This window comes from Streptomyces sp. 135, assembly GCF_020026305.1.
Classification (GTDB): domain Bacteria; phylum Actinomycetota; class Actinomycetes; order Streptomycetales; family Streptomycetaceae; genus Streptomyces.
In genome coordinates, this window is record NZ_CP075691.1 from 2,093,300 (window position 1) to 2,109,200 (window position 15,901).

The following is a 15,901-nucleotide window of genomic DNA, read 5'->3' on the forward strand; positions in this document are numbered from 1 at the left end:
CCGCCCACCCCGTGACGAGTCCCGCTCACCCCGTGACGGATCCTGCCCGGCACGCGACGAGTCCCGCCCGGCACGCAACGGCTCCCGCCCGGCACGCGTCGGCGTCGTGTCGCCGTCGTCCGCCGGTCCCCGACCGCCGTCGGCGCCAACCGCCCCGCTCACGTCGTCCTCCTCAGCGCCACCAGGTCCGTCAGTTCCGCGTCCGACAGCTCGGTGAGCGCGGATTCGCCGCCCTCGCCGAGCACCGCGTCCGCCAACGCCCGCTTCGCCGCCAGGAGTTCGGCGATGCGGTCCTCGACCGTGCCCTCTGTGACCAGGCGGTGGACCTGGACGGGCTGGGTCTGGCCGATGCGGTACGCGCGGTCGGTGGCCTGCTCCTCGACCGCCGGGTTCCACCAGCGGTCGTAGTGGATCACGTGACCCGCCCGGGTGAGGTTCAGGCCCGTGCCCGCCGCCTTCAGCGACAGCAGGAACACCGGGACCTCGCCCGACTGGAAGCGGTCCACCATCTCCTCGCGGCGCGCCACCGGCGTCCCGCCGTGCAGGAGCTGCGTGGGGATGCCGCGCCCCGCCAGGTGCGTCTCCAGGAGGCGGGCCATCTCCACGTACTGCGTGAAGATCAGGACGGCGCCCGCGCTCTCCGACTCGGTGAGGATCGTGTCGAGCAGTTCGTCGAGCAGCTCCAGTTTGCCCGAGCGGGCGCGGCCCGACCGCGTGGTGAGCACGCCGTCCTTCAGATACTGCGCCGGGTGATTGCAGATCTGCTTGAGCGCCATGAGCAGCTTCATCACCAGGCCGCGGCGGGCGATGCCGTCCGACGCCTCGATGCGCGCCAGTGTCTCGCGCACCACCGCCTCGTACAGCGAGGTCTGTTCGCGGGTGAGCGCGACCGGGTGGTCGGTCTCCGTCTTCGGCGGGAGTTCCGGGGCGATGCCGGGGTCGGACTTCTTGCGGCGGAGCAGGAAGGGCCGCACCAGACGGGACAGGCGGGCCAGCGCCTCGTCGTTCTCGCCGGTTCCGCTGGGATCGCCGCCCTCCACCAGACGCGCGTGCCGGGCGCGGAACGCCTTCAGGGGGCCGAGCAGACCGGGGGTCGTCCAGTCGAGGAGGGCCCAGAGCTCGGAGAGGTTGTTCTCCACGGGCGTGCCGGTGAGCGCGACGCGGGCCGGGGAGGGGATCGTGCGCAGCGCCTTCGCCGTCGCCGCGTGCGGGTTCTTGACGTGCTGCGCCTCGTCCGCGACGACGAGGCCCCAGGGCCGGCCGGCCAGTTCGGAGGCGCTCGTACGCATCGTGGCGTACGTCGTGAGGACGAAGCCGCCGGTCAGTCCGGCGAGGCTGCGGCCCGGGCCGTGGAAGCGGCGTACCGGTACGCCCGGCGCGAAGCGTTCGATCTCCCGCTGCCAGTTGCCGAGCAGTGACGCGGGGCAGACCACGAGCGTCGGCGCGGGGTGCGCGCGGTGGAGGTGGAGGGCGATCAGCGTGATCGTCTTGCCCAGGCCCATGTCGTCGGCGAGGCAGCCGCCGAGGCCGAGCGAGGTCATGCGGTCCAGCCAGGCGAGGCCCCTGAGCTGGTAGTCCCGCAGGGTGGCGTCGAGGCCGGGCGGCTGGGCGATCGTGCCGAGGTCGTCCGTCACGCGCTCGCGGAGCTTCGCGAGCGCGCCGACGGGCACGGCGGGCACCTCCTCGCCGTCGACCTCCGCCGTGCCGGTGAGGGCGACGGAGAGGGCGTCCACCGGGTCGAGCAGGCCGAGGTCGCGTTTGCGTGCCTTGCGTACGAGTTCGGGGTCGACCAGCACCCATTGGTCGCGGAGGCGGACCACCGGGCGGTGCGCCTCCGCGAGCAGGTCCAGTTCGGCGTCGGTCAGCGGGTCGCCCGGCTGGTCGCCGAAGGCCAGCTGCCAGCGGAATTCGAGCAGTTTCTCGGTCTTGAAGAAGTCGAAGTTGTCGGCGGCGGAGCCGGGCGCGGGGCGGACGACGGCCGTCGCGGTGAGGCCGCGCGTCAGCTCGCGCGGCCAGTGCACGGCCACCCCCGCAGCGGCGAGCCGGCCGGCCGCCGAGCCCAGCAGGTCGTACAACTCCTCCTCGCTCAGCGGCAGTACGTCGGGGCGCGGCCGCTCCAGGAGCCTGGCGAGCGGCGGCCATACGCGGGCGGCGCGGCGCAGGGCGAGCAGGGTGTCGACCCTGGCGCGCGGGCCGAAGTGGTCGGTGTCCGCCCAGAGTCCGGGGACGTCGGTCACGAGCGACGGGTCGGCGAGGCTGTGGACCTGCACGACGGCGGCCGCGGGGCTGGCCACGGCCGCGCGGGGCACCTCCGCCCGGCCCGCGCCCCGGGACGCCGACGCGGCTCCCGGCTCACCCCCGCCCTCCTGAGCAGTCCAGGCCCCTGTCTCCTCCGCCCTGTCGAACACCTCGTGCGCCCGCAGGTCGAGCCGCAGGGACACCCGCACCCCGGCGTCCATCCCGGCCGCGACCTCCGCCGCCCACTCCCGCGCGCCCGGCAGCCGCTGGGGCTCCCGCGCCGCGAAGGGGGCGCCGACCGCGTGTGCGGCGGCCGGGGTGCGCGGCAGCGTGTCCACCACGGCGTCCACGAAGGCTCTGACCAGGGCGAATGGCTCAGGCAGCAGCAGTGGCCCGCCCCCCGGCAGCGGTACGGCGTGCGCCTCGGCGGGCAGGGCCGCGGCGATGGCCCGCAGCTGGACGACATCGGCCTCGTCGAGTGGCCCGGCCCGCCACGCGTCCAGGTCCTCCGCGGTGAGGCCGGGCAACAGCCTGCCCCGCGCGGCCAGGTGCAGCGCGTGCCGGGCGGCGGCGGCCCAGCAGGCGGCGGTGGGATGCGGGTGCGCGGCGCGCAGCAGGAGCGGCACGGCCTCGGCCACCGGCAGGAACAGCGCGGGCACGGTCCGGGAACGGGCGCCCTTGCCGTGCCTACGGGCGACGACGAGATCGCCGAGCTCTCCCGCCCTTTCACAGCCTCCAGGGCCTGCGAAGCCCGCCCCTCCCCCGTGCCCTCCTAGACCCCCGGAACCCCCCAGACCTCCGAGGTCAGCCACCCCCCTGCCCCCACCCGCAGCCCAGCCCCGCCCCTCACCGACCCCCGCCGCCACCCCCTCCAGCAGCGCTCCCCCACCCGGCCGCCACAACGCCACCCGCCCCCGCCTCGGCACCTCCGCCGGAAGGAAGACAGCCGCACAGGAACGTACGAGCGGGAGGGCGTCGTCCACCGCCGCCGCCTCTGCCGTCATCGCCGCACCGCCTCACTCAGCCCCTGCTCACGCCACCCGTCCCCCACCTTCGCCACCCTAGGCGAGACCACTGACAACCCCACCCCGCGACCACCCCACGACCGCCCCGGCCCGCCCCCACCGACCCGTCCCGTACCCCTCCGGCCAGGTCCGACCCACCCCCATCCACAGCCCGCCCGCACCGCCCCCAGCCACCCACCACCCACCTCCTCCAGCCCCCACCAAGCACTGGAAGGAAAGTTTCCTAACAAAAATTCATCCCAACTCCTTGACGCGCTCATGCCGCCTCGCCAGGATTCCCCGCAACGGCCCGGCACCCCCACGCCAACCGAGGAGACGGACATGCCGCCCACCCCCCGCGCCATGAATTCCCGCACGCCCAACGCCCGTTCACCCAGGGCCCGTTGGGGCGTCCCGATCGCCGTGGGCGCCTCGCTCGCGCTGGTCGGCGGCGTCCTGCTCTGGTCCCCGGCCGAGGAGGCCGACGCCTCCCCCGCCGCGGGGCCCCGAGCCGGCTTCACCGCGGTCGCCGCCGGTGACATCGCCGAGCAGTGCACCGCGAGCAGCAGCAGCTGCAAGCACCCCAAGACGGCGGCCCTGGTCAAGCAGATCAACCCGTCCTTCGTGATGACCATGGGCGACAACCAGTACGACGACGCGCGCCTGAAGGACTACAAGAACTACTACGACAAGACCTGGGGCGCCTTCAAGAACAAGACCCGCCCCATCCCCGGCAACCACGAGACCTACGACCCGGCCGGTCCGCTCAAGGGCTACAAGTCCTACTTCGGGTCCATCGCCTACCCCGACGGCAAGAGCTACTACAGCTACGACCAGGGCAACTGGCACTTCATCGCCCTCGACTCCAACAGCTTCGACGACGACGAGCAGATCGACTGGCTCAAGGCCGACCTCGCCGCCAACGACAAGAAGTGCGTCGCCGCGTACTGGCACCACCCGCTCTTCTCCTCCGGCGGCCACGGCAACGACCCCGTCGGCCGCCCCGTATGGAAGCTGCTCCAGGAGAACAAGGCCGAGCTGGTGCTGAACGGCCACGACCACCACTACGAGCGGTTCGCGCCGCAGAACGCGGACGGCAAGGCCGACCCGAACGGCATCGTCGAGCTGCTCGGCGGCATGGGCGGCGCCAACCCGTACGACATCGAGGAGGTGCAGCCCAACAGCCAGAAGCGGATCACCGGCACCTTCGGCGTGATCAAGCTGAACTTCACCGACACCGGGTTCTCCTGGAACCTCGTCGCGACGGACGGCTCGACGAAGGACACCAGCCCGTCCTACACCTGCCGCTGAGACGAGCGAGCGCCATGTATCTGGCCACCACCGACGCGGCCGCCAAGGTCTCGGAGAGGCGCGACGCCTCCGAGGCCCGGCGCGGCCGCGTCGCCGGACCCGTCCTCGCGCTCGGCGCGGTCAGCCTGGTCACGGACATCTCGTCCGAGATGGTCACCGCGGTCCTGCCGCTCTACTTCGTCCTCCAACTCGGCCTCTCCCCCCTCCAGTTCGGCTTCCTCGACGGGCTCTACAACGGCGTGACCGCACTGGTGCGGCTGGCCGGCGGGTACGCCGCCGACCGCGGCGGGCGGCACAAGCTCGTCGCCGGGGGCGGCTACGCCCTCTCCGCGCTCTCCCGCCTCGGGCTGCTGCTCGCGGGCGGCGCCGCCGCCGGATCGGCGCGGCGCTCGCCGCCGACCGCGTCGGCAAGGGCGTGCGGACCGCGCCGCGCGACGCGCTCATCTCGCTGAGCAGCCCGCCCGACACCCTCGGCCGCGCCTTCGGCGTGCACCGCGCGATGGACACCACGGGCGCGCTGCTCGGGCCGCTCGCCGCGTTCGCGCTGCTGTGGGCGACCGCGGACGCGTACGACGCCGTGTTCGTCGTCAGCTTCTGCTTCGGGCTGCTCGGGGTGCTGATGCTGGTCGCGTTCGTGCCCGGCCACCGGGAGCTCTCCGCGCCCGGCCCCCGGAAGCAGGCGGGCCCCAGAGCGCTCGACCTGCTCCGCGTCCCCGCCTTCCGCCGCGTCCTGTACGCCGCCTCGCTGCTCGGCGCGGCCACCATCGGCGACGCGTTCCTCTACCTCCTGCTCCAACGGCGGCTCGACTTCGCCGTGTCGTGGTTCCCGCTGCTCCCGCTGGGCGCCGCCGCCGTCTATCTGCTGCTCGCCGTCCCGGCCGGGCGGCTCGCCGACCGCGTCGGGCGCCGCGTCCCCTTCCTCGCCGGGCACCTGGCGCTCCTCGGCGGTTACGTCCTCCTGCTCGCGCCCACCGACGGCCGGCCGCTGCTCGTCGGCGTCCTGCTCCTGCTCGGTGTCTTCTACGCCGCCACCGACGGCGTCCTGATGGCCCTCGCCACACCGTTCGTACCGAGCGAGCGGCGGGCCGCCGGCATGGCCGTGCTCCAGACGGGACAGGCCCTCGCCCGTCTTGTCGCCGCCGCGGGCTTCGGCGCCGCCTGGACGCTGTGGGGCGTCGGCACGGCGCTGACCTGCGCGGTCGCCGCCCTGGCGGCGGCGCTCGCGGGGGCGGCCGTGCTGCTCCCGCGTACCGAAAGGGCCGGTACTGAAAGGCCCCGTCCCGAAAGGCCCTCATGACCGAGTCAGCCCCTGGCATTCCTGGCATTCCTGATACTCCTGGCATTCCCGGCACACCGCGATCGCTGCGCTCCCGCATCGTCGCGATCTCCGTGGCGGCCGCCGTCCTCGCGGGCGTCGCGGTCGCGTACACCCTGCACGCGGCGCAGCGCGCCCAGTCCGCCGACACCACCTCCGCGTTCGGCCTCGACCGGGGGCAGCTGTACTTCCGCAGCACCGAGGCGGGCGCGGGCCGCGTCGCCCGCCTCCCCGCGTCCGGCAAGGCCGCCCCGCAGGCCGCGCGCACCACCGGCGGCCCGTCCTGCGAGCGCTTCTACGCCGCCGGGGGCACCGGGCTCTGCCTCCAGCGCCGCTCCGGGATCCCGCCCAAGTCGTACGCCGTCGTCCTGGACGACAAGCTCCGCGAGAAGCGCCGCGTCGCGCTGACCGGCATCCCCAACCGGGCCCGTGTCTCCGCGTCGGGCCGGATGCTGTCCTGGACGATGTTCGCCACCGGCGACTCCTACGCGGGCTCCTCCTTCTCCACCCGCACCTCGATCCTGGACACCCGCACCGGCTACCTCATCAAGAACATGGAGGAGATCCCCCTCACCCTCGACGGCCGCCGCTACCACGCCCCCGACGTCAACTACTGGGGCGTGACGTTCACCAAGGACGACAACGTCTTCTACGCGACCGTCTCGACGAAGGGCAAGACGTACCTCGTGCGCGGCGACATGAAGAAGTGGTCGGCGACCGCCCTGCGCGAGAACGTCGAATGCCCCTCCCTCTCCCCCGACGACACGCGCCTCGCCTTCAAGAAGCGCGTACGCGAGGGGACCCGCGACCCGTGGCGGCTGTACGTCCTGGATCTCCGCACGATGCGGGAGCGCCCGCTCGCCGAGCGGCGGAACGTCGACGACCAGGCCGCCTGGCTGGACGACGGCACTCTCGCGTACGCGCTGCCGGGCGAGGACGGCCGCAAACAGGACATCTGGGCGACGCCCGCCGACGGCTCGGGCAAGCCCACCCTGCGGGTACGGGGCGGCAGTTCACCGGCGGCCGTGCGCTGAGCCGGCGCCCCGGTCACGTACGAAATTCGGGTGCGTACACGGCCGGGGCCCCGCATGATCCCTCCATGACCGCCGTCCCGGAACGCACCGTCGTTCCCACCCTCTTCCCGCCACCCGGCTACGCCCACGCCGCCGTCGTCGAGGCGGGCACCCGCCTCGCCTTCATGGCGGGGTCCGTCCCGCTCGACCCCGCGGGCAGGCTCGTCGGGGAGGGCGACATCGCCCGCCAGACCGAGCAGGTCGTCGCCAACCTCGACGAGGCCCTGCGGGCGGTGGGCAGCGACCTGTCGCAGGTGGTGGCCAGCACGGTGTACGTCGTCGGCGACACGCCCGCGGTGCTCGACGAGGCCTGGGAGGTCGTACGCGCCTCCGGCCTGCACGCGGGCCCGCACACCTCGACGCTGCTCGGCACCACCTGCCTCGGCTACCGGGGCCAGCTCGTGGAGATCACCGCCACCGCGGTCGTCCCCGACGTACCCGGCCCACCCGCGGACGACCGTCCTGCGGAGCGCCCGTGACAGCCACCCCGGTCGCTCTGCGCCCGGCCGCCGCGTCCGACGGCGCGGCCGTCGCCGACGTCTATCTGCGCTCCTATGACGCCGCGCTGCCGACCGTGCGCCGGGCCCACTCCGACGCCGAGGTGCGGGAGTTCTTCCGGTACGTCGTCGTGCCGGCCGGCGGCACGTGGCTCGCGGAGGCGGCGGGCGGGGCGGTCGGCATGATGGTGCTCGACGGCGACGAGCTGAGCCAGCTCTACCTCGACCCCCAGTGGCGGGGCCGCGGCATCGGCGACCGCTTCGTGGCGCTGGCCAAGGAGCGCAGCCCCGAGGGCCTGTGGCTGCGGACGTTCCAGGTGAACGCCCCGGCGCGGCGGTTCTACGCACGCCATGGCTTCACCGAGGCCGAACGGACCGACGGCTCCGGCAACGAGGAGCGCGAGCCCGACGTCCGCTGCGTCTGGCGGCCCCGCTAGCGCTCCGACGGGGAAGGTTCACCGGAACGGCAGTGGCCGGTCCTTGACGGTTTCCCCGGAGTGGATCAAGCCTGCTGGTCACGCCCGGCGAAGTGCCTTCACCATGATCTGTTCCCTGGTCGTCCCATCGGGCAGCACGTCGCCGCGCTCTCCCGTGTCCATGAAACCGTTGCGCCGGTAGAGGGCGATGGCGGATTCGTTGCCCGGGAGCACCGCGAGCTTCAAGGCTGCTCCGCCCGATCCCAGGGCCCAGGTCTCGATTGCCGTGATCAGCCGGTTGCCGATGCCACGGCCTCGCGCCTCGGAGCTGACCCAGACAGACCTCAGCTCCCTGATACCGGCGGCGCCGGGAAGGCCGCTGGCCATGCCAACGGGGTGCCCGTCCAGCAGCGCGGCAACGTGGTAGGCGCCGGGAAGCTCCAGGCGGGCATGCCAGCGTTCTTCTTCGCCTCTGTCCCAGTCGACGAGCCGGACCTTGAATGCGTCGGGCGCGTCGGTCAGCGCCGCGAGGCGGAGTGCTCGCCACAACGGCCGGTCGTCTGTCGTGAGAACCCGCAGAGTCACCATGCCCGCGAGTCTTCGTCGTACGACGGAAAGAGGTCCACCGTGATCACGCCCAACGGTCAGAGCGCTAGCCGCGCGCCCGCTCGGCGAGCCCCAGCGCGTACTCGGGCCACCACTGCCCGGCCCGTGGGCCGCCCCGGCAGGTTCCGTCGGACTCTCCGGGCCGTTTGATCCACAGGTAGGCGTCGAGCGCGGCGTCTCCGGTGGCGGTGGTGGGCGGGGTGCCGAGCGCGCGGCCCGGCGGATTGCACCAGGCCTCGGTGCCCGCGTAGGGGCCGTTGCCGTTGCGGCTGCTGTCGATGACGAAGTGCTTGTCGCCGCCGAGCTCGGCGGCGAGCCGGCGCCCGTAGTCCGCACTCTCCTCGTCCGTGTGGAAGTTGGATACGTTCAGCGCGAAACCGTCGGCCTCGTCGATCCCGGAGCTGCGCAGCGGGGCGACCAGGCGGCGCTCGTCGGGGATCCAGCCGACGTTGCCCGCGTCCAGGTACACCTTGGTGTCCGGCTGCCGCTTGAGGCGCTCGACGGCGTGGGCGAGCAGGGCGTACCGCTCGTCGGCGTCGGCGTCCTCGCAGCCCGCCACCATGTGCGCGACGGCGTCCGGCTCCAGGATCACGTAGGCGCCCGTGGTGCCGAGGCCCGTGGCGAAGTCGTCGATCCACTCGCGGTAGTGCGCGGCGTCGCGGGCGCCCCCGGAGGAGTAGCCGTCGCAGTCGCGGTCCGGGACGAAGTAGGCGACGAGGAGCGCGGTGCGACCCGCCCGCTCCGCCGCCTCCACCTTGGCCCGCACGACCGCCCCCGGCTCGTCGTCGTTGAGCCACACGGCCTGGGGGCGCTCCGCGATGCGCTCGATGAGCAGGGCCTCCTCGATACGCCCCTGCTCCCACCATTCGTCGGCCTGCCGGGCGGCGGCGCTGTCCGGGTCGACCCAGAACACCGGGGCGCCCCCGGGCTCGGCGCGGGCCGCCTGTGCGCTGCCGGAGGCCGCCGCGCCCAGAAGGAGGACGGCGGCGAGGACCCCCCGCAGGAGCGGGAAGCGGTGGCGGGAGGGACGGCGGGGCCCGAGGCGGGGGCAAGGCGGCTGGGACACCGGACGGCTCCAGTTGCTCGGCGCCGGTCCTGCCCGACGCGTTTCCCGGAGTCTGCGGTCGTGGTGCCCGTCGCGGCCCCGTCTTCCACCGGGGACCGGACAAAACCACCCTTTCGGTGGCGTGTCCCGGCCCCGGCGCCCCCCCAAGTACGCGCTTCCGGCACTCCCCGCCGACCCCACTGCTCCGGTACGGACCGGTGCGCCTCAGCCCGCGCCCGGCCGGAACCGGTCCGTCGCCGCCGTCAGTTCGTCCGCGATCCCGCGTGCCCCCGCGTCGTGCCCGGCCTCCTCGACGAGGATCAGCTGGCTGTCCGGCCACGCCTGCGCGAGCCGCCACGGGATGCCGAGGAGGTTCCCGAAGTCCAGGCTTCCCTGCACCATGACGCCCGGGATCCCGGCCAGCGACGGCGCGTCCCGCAGGACGACCTCGTCGCCGGCCAGCCAGTGGTCGTGGGCGAAGTAGTGCGTGACCGTGCGCGCGAAACCGGCCCGGAAGACGGCGTCCTCGTAGCGGGGCACGGAACGCGGCGGGGCCGGCAGGAACGCCGTCTCCCAGTCCGTCCAGGAGCGCGCGGCGGCCGCCCGGACCGCCGGGTCGGGCGACTCCAGGAGCCGGTGGTAGGCGGCGGCGAGGTCCCCGTCCCGCTCCGCCTCCGGCACCCCGTCCCGGAAGGCCCGCCACGCCGCGGGGAAGATCTTCCCGAGCCCCCGGGTCAGCAGGGCCACCTCGGCGCGGCTGCCCGTGGCGAGCCCCGTGAGGACCAGCTCCGAGACCCGGCCGGGGTGCGTCTGCGCGTACCGCAGCCCCAGCACCGACCCGAACGACGCGCCCCACACCAGCCACCGTTCGATGCCCAGGTGCCGCCGCAGCAGCTCCAGGTCGGCGATCAGACGCGGGGTCGTGTTGACGCTCATGTCGGTCGCCGGGTCGCTCGCGTGCGGCGTGGAGCGGCCGCTGCCGCGCTGGTCGAGCAGGACGACGCGGTAGGCGTCGGGGTCGAAGTACCTGCGGGCGAAGGACGTGCAGCCGGAGCCGGGCCCGCCGTGCAGCACGACGGCGGGCTTGCCGAGCGGATTGCCGCAGACCTCCCAGTACACGCGGTTGCCGTCGCCGACGTCGAGCATGCCGTGGTCGTAGGGTTCGATGTCCGGGTAGAGGCCCATCGGGGCACCCTAACGGCCCCCGCGTCAGACGGGCTTGGCGGTGCGCATCCGCCCGTACGCGTAGACGCACCCCGCGAGCGCGAGGTCCGACAGCAGCATGAAGCCGATCGAGTACGAGTCCTTGGCGCTGTAGATCGCGCCCATGACCAGCGGCGGAAGGAACCCGCCGAGGCCGCCCACCGCGCCGACGATGCCGGTGACGGAGCCGACCTGCGGCTGCGGGGTGACCTGGGAGACGAGGGCGAAGACGCTGCCGCTCGCGGTGCCGAGGCCGGCGGCCATGACCAGGAAGCAGATCGTGCCGATGGGATACAGCTCCGGGTCGAAGGCCTGGAAGACGGCGAAGAGCGCGACCACGGCGAGGGCGGCGGCGGTGACCGTGGCGGGGTGGATCCGGTCGGAGAGCCAGCCGCCGATGGGCCGGAAGACGACGGTGACGAGCGCGAACCCGGCCGCCTTGGTCCCGGCGTCGGTGGGCGACAGGTCGTACCAGGTCTTCAGGTACGTGGGCAGGTACACCCCGAAGGCGACGATCCCGCCGAAGCCGATCGCGTACAGCGCCGACAGTTCCCAGGTGACCGGCAGCCGACCCGCCCGCCCGAGCCGGGTGGTGAGCGGGTCGGCGGGCACGGGCCGGTCGGGGCGGTCGGTGACGAGCAGCGCGGCGAGCACCGCGAAGGCGGCGAGCGCGATCGCCACGACGATGAACGGCAGGTTGGCGCCGTGTCCGGCGATGCGCGGCGTGAAGTAGCCGGAGAGCGCCACGCCGCCCATGCCCATGCCGAAGACGCCGAGTGCGAAGCCCCTGCGGGCGGGCGGGAACCAGGAGTTGACGAGCGGGATGCCGATGGCGAACGTGGTCCCGCCGAGCCCGAGCAGGAAGCCGACCGCGAGCATCGCGAGGTAGCTGTTCCTGGCCGGGATGATCAGCAGCACCGGCACGATGGTCAGCGCCGAGACCAGGGGGAACATCAGCCGGGCGCCATAGCGGTCGGTGAGCGCGCCGACCGGTACGCGGCCCAGTGAGCCGACGATCACCGGCACGGCGACCAGGAGCGACTGTTCGAAGGAGCTCAGTCCGAGCCGGTCCTTGAAGTCGCTGCCGAGCGGCGCCACCAGAGCCCAGGCCCAGAAGGTGAGGGTGAAACCGACCGTCGCGACGGCCAGGTTGCGGTAGGCGGTGGCGGAGGGCTTGGCTGCTCGTGTGTGGTCCACACCCTCACGCTAGGAACCGCCGCCCGCCTCGGCCCGACCTGCTGGGCCATCCGGGTACAGTCCCGCTTCGAAGGCCGCCGCGCTCAGCACCTGCCGCAGCATCGCGGGCGTCAGGCGTCCGGTGAACGTATTGCGCTGGCTGACGTGGTAGCAGCCGAAGACGTCGAGCTCTTCCCCCTCAGGGCCGCCCGGCAGCACCACGTGCGCCCCGTGCCCGAACGCCGGGCGGGGCTTCGGCACCTGCCAGCCGGCCGCCGCGAAGGCGGGCAGCGCGGCCTGCCAGCCGAAGCCGCCGAGCACGACCACGGACCTGAGCGTCGGGGCGAGCAGCTTCAACTCGCTCACCAGCCAGGAACGGCAGGTGTCGCGCTCGCCCGTGGTCGGCTTGTTCTCGGGCGGGGCGCAGTGCACGGGCGAGGTGATGCGGGTGCCGTACAGCGTCAGGCCGTCGTCGGCGCTGACGGCGGTGGGCCGCGAGGCCAGGCCGACGTCGTACAGCGCCGGATAGAGGAACTCCCCCGAGCGGTCGCCGGTGAACATCCGTCCGGTGCGGTTGGCGCCGTGCGCGGCGGGCGCGAGGCCGATGATCAGGAGCGAGGCGTCGTGCGGGCCGAAGCCGGGCACCGGGCGCCCCCAGTACGTCCAGTCGGCGAAGGCCGCGCGCTTGGTGCGCGCGACCTCCTCGCGCCAGTCGACGAGGCGGGGGCACGCCCGGCAGCCGGTGATCCGTTCGTCCAGTTCGCTCAGGCCGTCCATGCCCTCCACCGTACGTAATGTACGTCCGTCCACGGCGTGCGCCCTGTCATGTCACGGCCGCCCCCAGCGCCACGAAACCGCAGATCAGCAGCAACAGGACGGCCAGCAGGGGCCACACGAACCGCAGATACCTGTCGTAGCCGACCTTGGCGAGCGCCACGCCGCCGATGGTCACCGCCGTCGTCGGCACCCACAGGTTCATCAGGCCGCTGGCCGCCTGCCAGGCCGTCACGACGACCGCGCGCGAGACCCCGGCGAAGTCGGCGAGCGGGGCGAGGATCGGCATGGCGAGCGTCGCGTGGCCGGAGGTGGAGGGGATCAGGAAGGCGAGCGGCAGGTTCACGAGGAAGACGATGACCGCGAAGAGCCCCGAGGAGGTCCCCTTCACCACGCCCTCGATGGAGTGCAGCACGGTGTCCGTGATCTTCGAGTTGTTCATGATCGTCGTCACGCCGCGGGCCAGCAGGATGACCAGCGCGGGCGAGACGAAGTCGGCGGCGCCCTGGACGATCGTGGAGCTCAGCCGCTGCTCCCCCATCCGCGCGACGAGCCCGACGAGGACGGCGGCGCACAGGAACAGGGCCGCCAGCTGCGGAAAGGACCAGCCGAGTTCGAAGCCGTAGGGGGTGGCGTCCGCGTCGCCGGTGAGCGCGCTCGACCAGGGCACCACCGAGAAGATCATGAACGCGAAGACGAGCGCCGTCGCGACCAGCACGGCCTTGTGCAGCGAGGTCAGCGCGGGCACCTCGCTCGCGGCGGACACGGCCGACTCGCCGTCCCGGTCGCCGCCCTCCCGGTCGCCCGGCAGGAAGCCCGACAGGGAGCGCTCCGGGTCGCGCCGGACCCGCGCGGCATAGCGGATGACGTACGCGATCGTCACCCCGGTCAGGACCATCCACATGGCGCAGCGCAGCACGATGCCGTCGCCGAGCGAGATGCCGGCGGCGGAGGAGGCCACGCCCGTCGCGAAGGGGTTCACGGTCGAGCACAGGACGCCGACGCCCGCGCCGAGGATGATCACGCCGACGGCGGTCATGCGGTCGTAGCCGAGGGCGAGCATCAGCGGCACGATCAGCCCGTAGAAGCCGAGCGTCTCCTCGGCGAAGCCCTCCACCGTGCCGAGCACGGAGAACACGACCATGACGCCGGCGATGAGCAGCGCGCCGCGCTCGCGCAGCCGGTGCGCGAGCCGCCCGATGCCCCGGTCGAGCGCGCCGGTCGCGAAGACGACGGTGATGAAGGCGCCGATGGCGAGCACGAAGAGGAACACGCCCGCGCTGCCGTACAGCGCGCCGACGTTGTCGGGCGCGACCAGCGCGGTCCTCTCGTCCTGGATGCCGTAGAGGCCGTTGACGGGCGACAGGAACAGGTCGTTGAGCCGGTCGACGAACGACTGTCCGGAGTCGACGCGGTGGTAGGTGCCCTGGACGGGGGCGCCGGAGTCGTTCCTGTCGTACTGCCCCGAGGGGACGAGGAAGGCGAGCAGCCATACGGCGAGCGTGACGACGACGAGGACGGTCAGAGCACTGGGGAAGCTGAACTTCCGCACGCGGCACCGCCTTCCGTGGCGGTGGCTTCGAAAGGCGTCATGGGCCGCACCCCTGGGAGTCGTACGTCATGTCCGGACCGCTTCCGGCTCTTTATGGCGATTGATCCGGATTATCGGCGGCCGGGGTCAGCGGATTCCGGACGGCTCGCCGTGAGCCGGGCCCGCGGCGGCGGAGCCGGACTAAGGTCGGAGCATGGCTTCGCAGACTTCAGGAGGCGGCACGGACCGCGCTCCGGGCAGCGCTTCGGCGGGCGGCGCGCCCGCGGGCGAGGGCTCGGTGCGCGTCGACAGCTGGATCTGGTCGGTCCGCCTCGTCAAGACACGCTCGATGGGCGCCGCCGCCTGCAAGGGCGGTCACGTCCGGGTCAACGGCGAGCGGGTCAAGCCCGCGTACGGCGTGCGGGTGGGCGACGAGGTGCGCCTGCGGCAGGCGGGCGGCCGGGAGCGGGTCGTCGTCGTCAAGCGCGTCCTGCGCAAGCGGGTGGGCGCGCCGGTCGCCGCCGAGGCCTACGTCGACAACAGCCCGCCGCCCCCGCCGCGCGAGGCCGTCGCCCCGGCGGGCATCCGCGACCGGGGCGCGGGCCGCCCCACGAAGCGGGACCGCCGCGAGCTGGAGCGCCTCCGGGGCCTGGAGGGCTGACCGGGGCGCCGGTCGGAACCCCGGGGGCGGCGCGGGGATCATCGGCGGATGCGGGCGATCAGCTTCGCCGTCTCGCCGCGGGTCGCCCAGGCGATCCAGGCCAGGGGCACGGTGAGGATCAGGGGCGTCGCGGCGTTCTCACCGCCGAGCGCCGTGACCGTCACGATGAACGCGCCGGCCATCAGCCCGATGAACGCCGTCGCGGCGAGCGAGGACAGCAGCGGCAGCAGCAGCGCGATACCGCCGAGCAGTTCCAGCGCCCCGATCGTGTACATCCCCGGGGCGCCCCAGCCGAGCTTGTCGAAGGACTCGACGGCGGTGGGATGCGCGATCAGCTTCGGGACACCGCTCGCGACACCGAAGAACACGGCGAGCAGCACGCGGAGCGTACGCAACGCGATGCGGGCGCCGCGGCTGCGAGGAGCGGTGACGGGTACGGGGGTGGTGGCTGCGGCGGTGGTGGCGGTGGCCGTCATGGCATCTCCTCGGTGACGGGGTCGCGGAGCCGCCGCCCTGGTGAGCTGCCGGCCTGCCGCGCTGCTGTGCTGTCACAGGGATAGACAGGACCACCGCGCGGAACTCATCGCTCCCGCACGGCTTTTCGAAACGCCCACGGGCTCCGCCGAGACGATCCGGAGGTGCAGCCGCCGTCCGTGACGTGGCGCCGGCAGACCCTCGGCATCCCGCGCCGCGGGTGGTGGCTGGGGCGGTGCGGCGCGTGGCTCGCACTCTCTCTATTCTGGGAGGAGGAGATGACCTCACATGCGCACAGGCAGTGAACCGCTGACAGCGCGCAGTCCCCTGCGGATGCGTTTCTGGTTCAGCGTATGGGGCCTCGGCTGGGCCGCATTCGGCACGGCCGCGTTCGCGCTGACCGGGCGGACCGGATGGGCGGTGGCGTGCGGAGTGCTGCTCCTGGTGGTCGCGGCCGACCTGGCGTGGGTGACGCACCGCATGCGGCAGGGCCCGCACTATCAGCCGGGGCGAGACATCCCGCCGTACGATCCGCCGGACATCCCCTAGCGACGGCTCACGCCGGCGGGGCGGTAGA

The 15,901-nt window shown here is 73.3% G+C and carries 14 protein-coding genes and 1 pseudogene; 7 read left to right on the forward strand and 8 right to left on the reverse strand.

The window, feature by feature from the left end; all coding sequences use genetic code 11:
* Positions 1–158: 158 nt before the first annotated feature.
* Complete coding sequence (locus KKZ08_RS09480) at positions 159–3,242, reverse strand: DEAD/DEAH box helicase (protein WP_223774024.1); 3,084 nt, start codon at positions 3,240–3,242, stop codon at positions 159–161.
* 342 nt (positions 3,243–3,584) lie between these two features.
* On the opposite strand from KKZ08_RS09480, the gene KKZ08_RS09485 reads away from it, so the two are divergent.
* From KKZ08_RS09485 to KKZ08_RS09505, 5 genes and pseudogenes are all read left to right on the forward strand, one after another.
* Complete coding sequence (locus tag KKZ08_RS09485; protein ID WP_223774025.1) at positions 3,585–4,553, forward strand: metallophosphoesterase; 969 nt, start codon at positions 3,585–3,587, stop codon at positions 4,551–4,553.
* A gap of 14 nt (positions 4,554–4,567) precedes the next feature.
* Positions 4,568–5,850 (forward strand): annotated as a pseudogene (locus KKZ08_RS09490) (MFS transporter).
* The gene (locus tag KKZ08_RS09495; RefSeq protein ID WP_223774026.1) at positions 5,847–6,902 is read left to right on the forward strand and encodes a hypothetical protein; all 1,056 of its coding nucleotides are present in this window, start codon (positions 5,847–5,849) and stop codon (positions 6,900–6,902) included. The pseudogene KKZ08_RS09490 and the gene KKZ08_RS09495 overlap by 4 nt, the downstream one beginning before the upstream one ends.
* A gap of 65 nt (positions 6,903–6,967) precedes the next feature.
* Positions 6,968–7,420 (forward strand): RidA family protein, encoded by a 453-nt coding sequence (locus KKZ08_RS09500; RefSeq protein ID WP_223774027.1) that lies wholly within the window; start codon positions 6,968–6,970, stop codon positions 7,418–7,420.
* Positions 7,417–7,875: a GNAT family N-acetyltransferase gene (locus tag KKZ08_RS09505; RefSeq protein ID WP_223774028.1), complete on the forward strand. Its 459-nt coding sequence runs from the start codon at positions 7,417–7,419 to the stop codon at positions 7,873–7,875. The genes KKZ08_RS09500 and KKZ08_RS09505 overlap by 4 nt, the downstream gene beginning before the upstream one ends.
* 78 nt (positions 7,876–7,953) lie before the next feature.
* Here KKZ08_RS09505 and KKZ08_RS09510 read toward each other — a convergent pair whose 3' ends face one another.
* The 6 genes from KKZ08_RS09510 to KKZ08_RS09535 all read right to left on the reverse strand — a co-directional run bounded on the left by KKZ08_RS09510 (position 7,954) and on the right by KKZ08_RS09535 (position 14,210).
* Positions 7,954–8,442, reverse strand: coding sequence for a GNAT family N-acetyltransferase (locus KKZ08_RS09510; RefSeq protein WP_223774029.1), 489 nt, complete (start codon positions 8,440–8,442; stop codon positions 7,954–7,956).
* 64 nt (positions 8,443–8,506) lie between these two features.
* Positions 8,507–9,433 (reverse strand): glycoside hydrolase family 6 protein, encoded by a 927-nt coding sequence (locus KKZ08_RS09515; protein ID WP_223778976.1) that lies wholly within the window; start codon positions 9,431–9,433, stop codon positions 8,507–8,509.
* 297 nt (positions 9,434–9,730) lie between these two features.
* Positions 9,731–10,690: a prolyl aminopeptidase gene (gene pip, locus KKZ08_RS09520; RefSeq protein ID WP_223774030.1), complete on the reverse strand. Its 960-nt coding sequence runs from the start codon at positions 10,688–10,690 to the stop codon at positions 9,731–9,733.
* A 24-nt stretch (positions 10,691–10,714) separates the two neighbouring features.
* Positions 10,715–11,905, reverse strand: a complete 1,191-nt coding sequence (locus KKZ08_RS09525; protein ID WP_223774031.1) for an MFS transporter — start codon at positions 11,903–11,905, stop codon at positions 10,715–10,717.
* Positions 11,906–11,914: 9 nt separating this feature from the next.
* Entirely contained in the window at positions 11,915–12,661 is a 747-nt protein-coding gene (locus tag KKZ08_RS09530; protein ID WP_223774032.1) for a uracil-DNA glycosylase, read from the reverse strand.
* 46 nt (positions 12,662–12,707) lie between these two features.
* Positions 12,708–14,210, reverse strand: a complete 1,503-nt coding sequence (locus KKZ08_RS09535; protein ID WP_223774033.1) for a Na+/H+ antiporter NhaC family protein — start codon at positions 14,208–14,210, stop codon at positions 12,708–12,710.
* Between the two features lie 193 nt (positions 14,211–14,403).
* Between KKZ08_RS09535 and KKZ08_RS09540 the strand changes: the two genes are divergently transcribed.
* On the forward strand, positions 14,404–14,850 hold the full coding sequence (locus KKZ08_RS09540; RefSeq protein ID WP_223774034.1) for an RNA-binding S4 domain-containing protein: 447 nt from the start codon (positions 14,404–14,406) through the stop codon (positions 14,848–14,850).
* Between the two features lie 38 nt (positions 14,851–14,888).
* On the opposite strand, the gene KKZ08_RS09545 is transcribed toward KKZ08_RS09540, so the two are convergent.
* Positions 14,889–15,326, reverse strand: a complete 438-nt coding sequence (locus KKZ08_RS09545) for a DoxX family protein (RefSeq protein ID WP_223774035.1) — start codon at positions 15,324–15,326, stop codon at positions 14,889–14,891.
* Positions 15,327–15,612: 286 nt separating this feature from the next.
* Here KKZ08_RS09545 and KKZ08_RS09550 point away from each other — a divergent pair, with 286 nt between their 5' ends.
* On the forward strand, positions 15,613–15,873 hold the full coding sequence (locus KKZ08_RS09550) for a DUF6343 family protein (protein ID WP_223774036.1): 261 nt from the start codon (positions 15,613–15,615) through the stop codon (positions 15,871–15,873).
* Positions 15,874–15,901 lie beyond the last annotated feature (28 nt).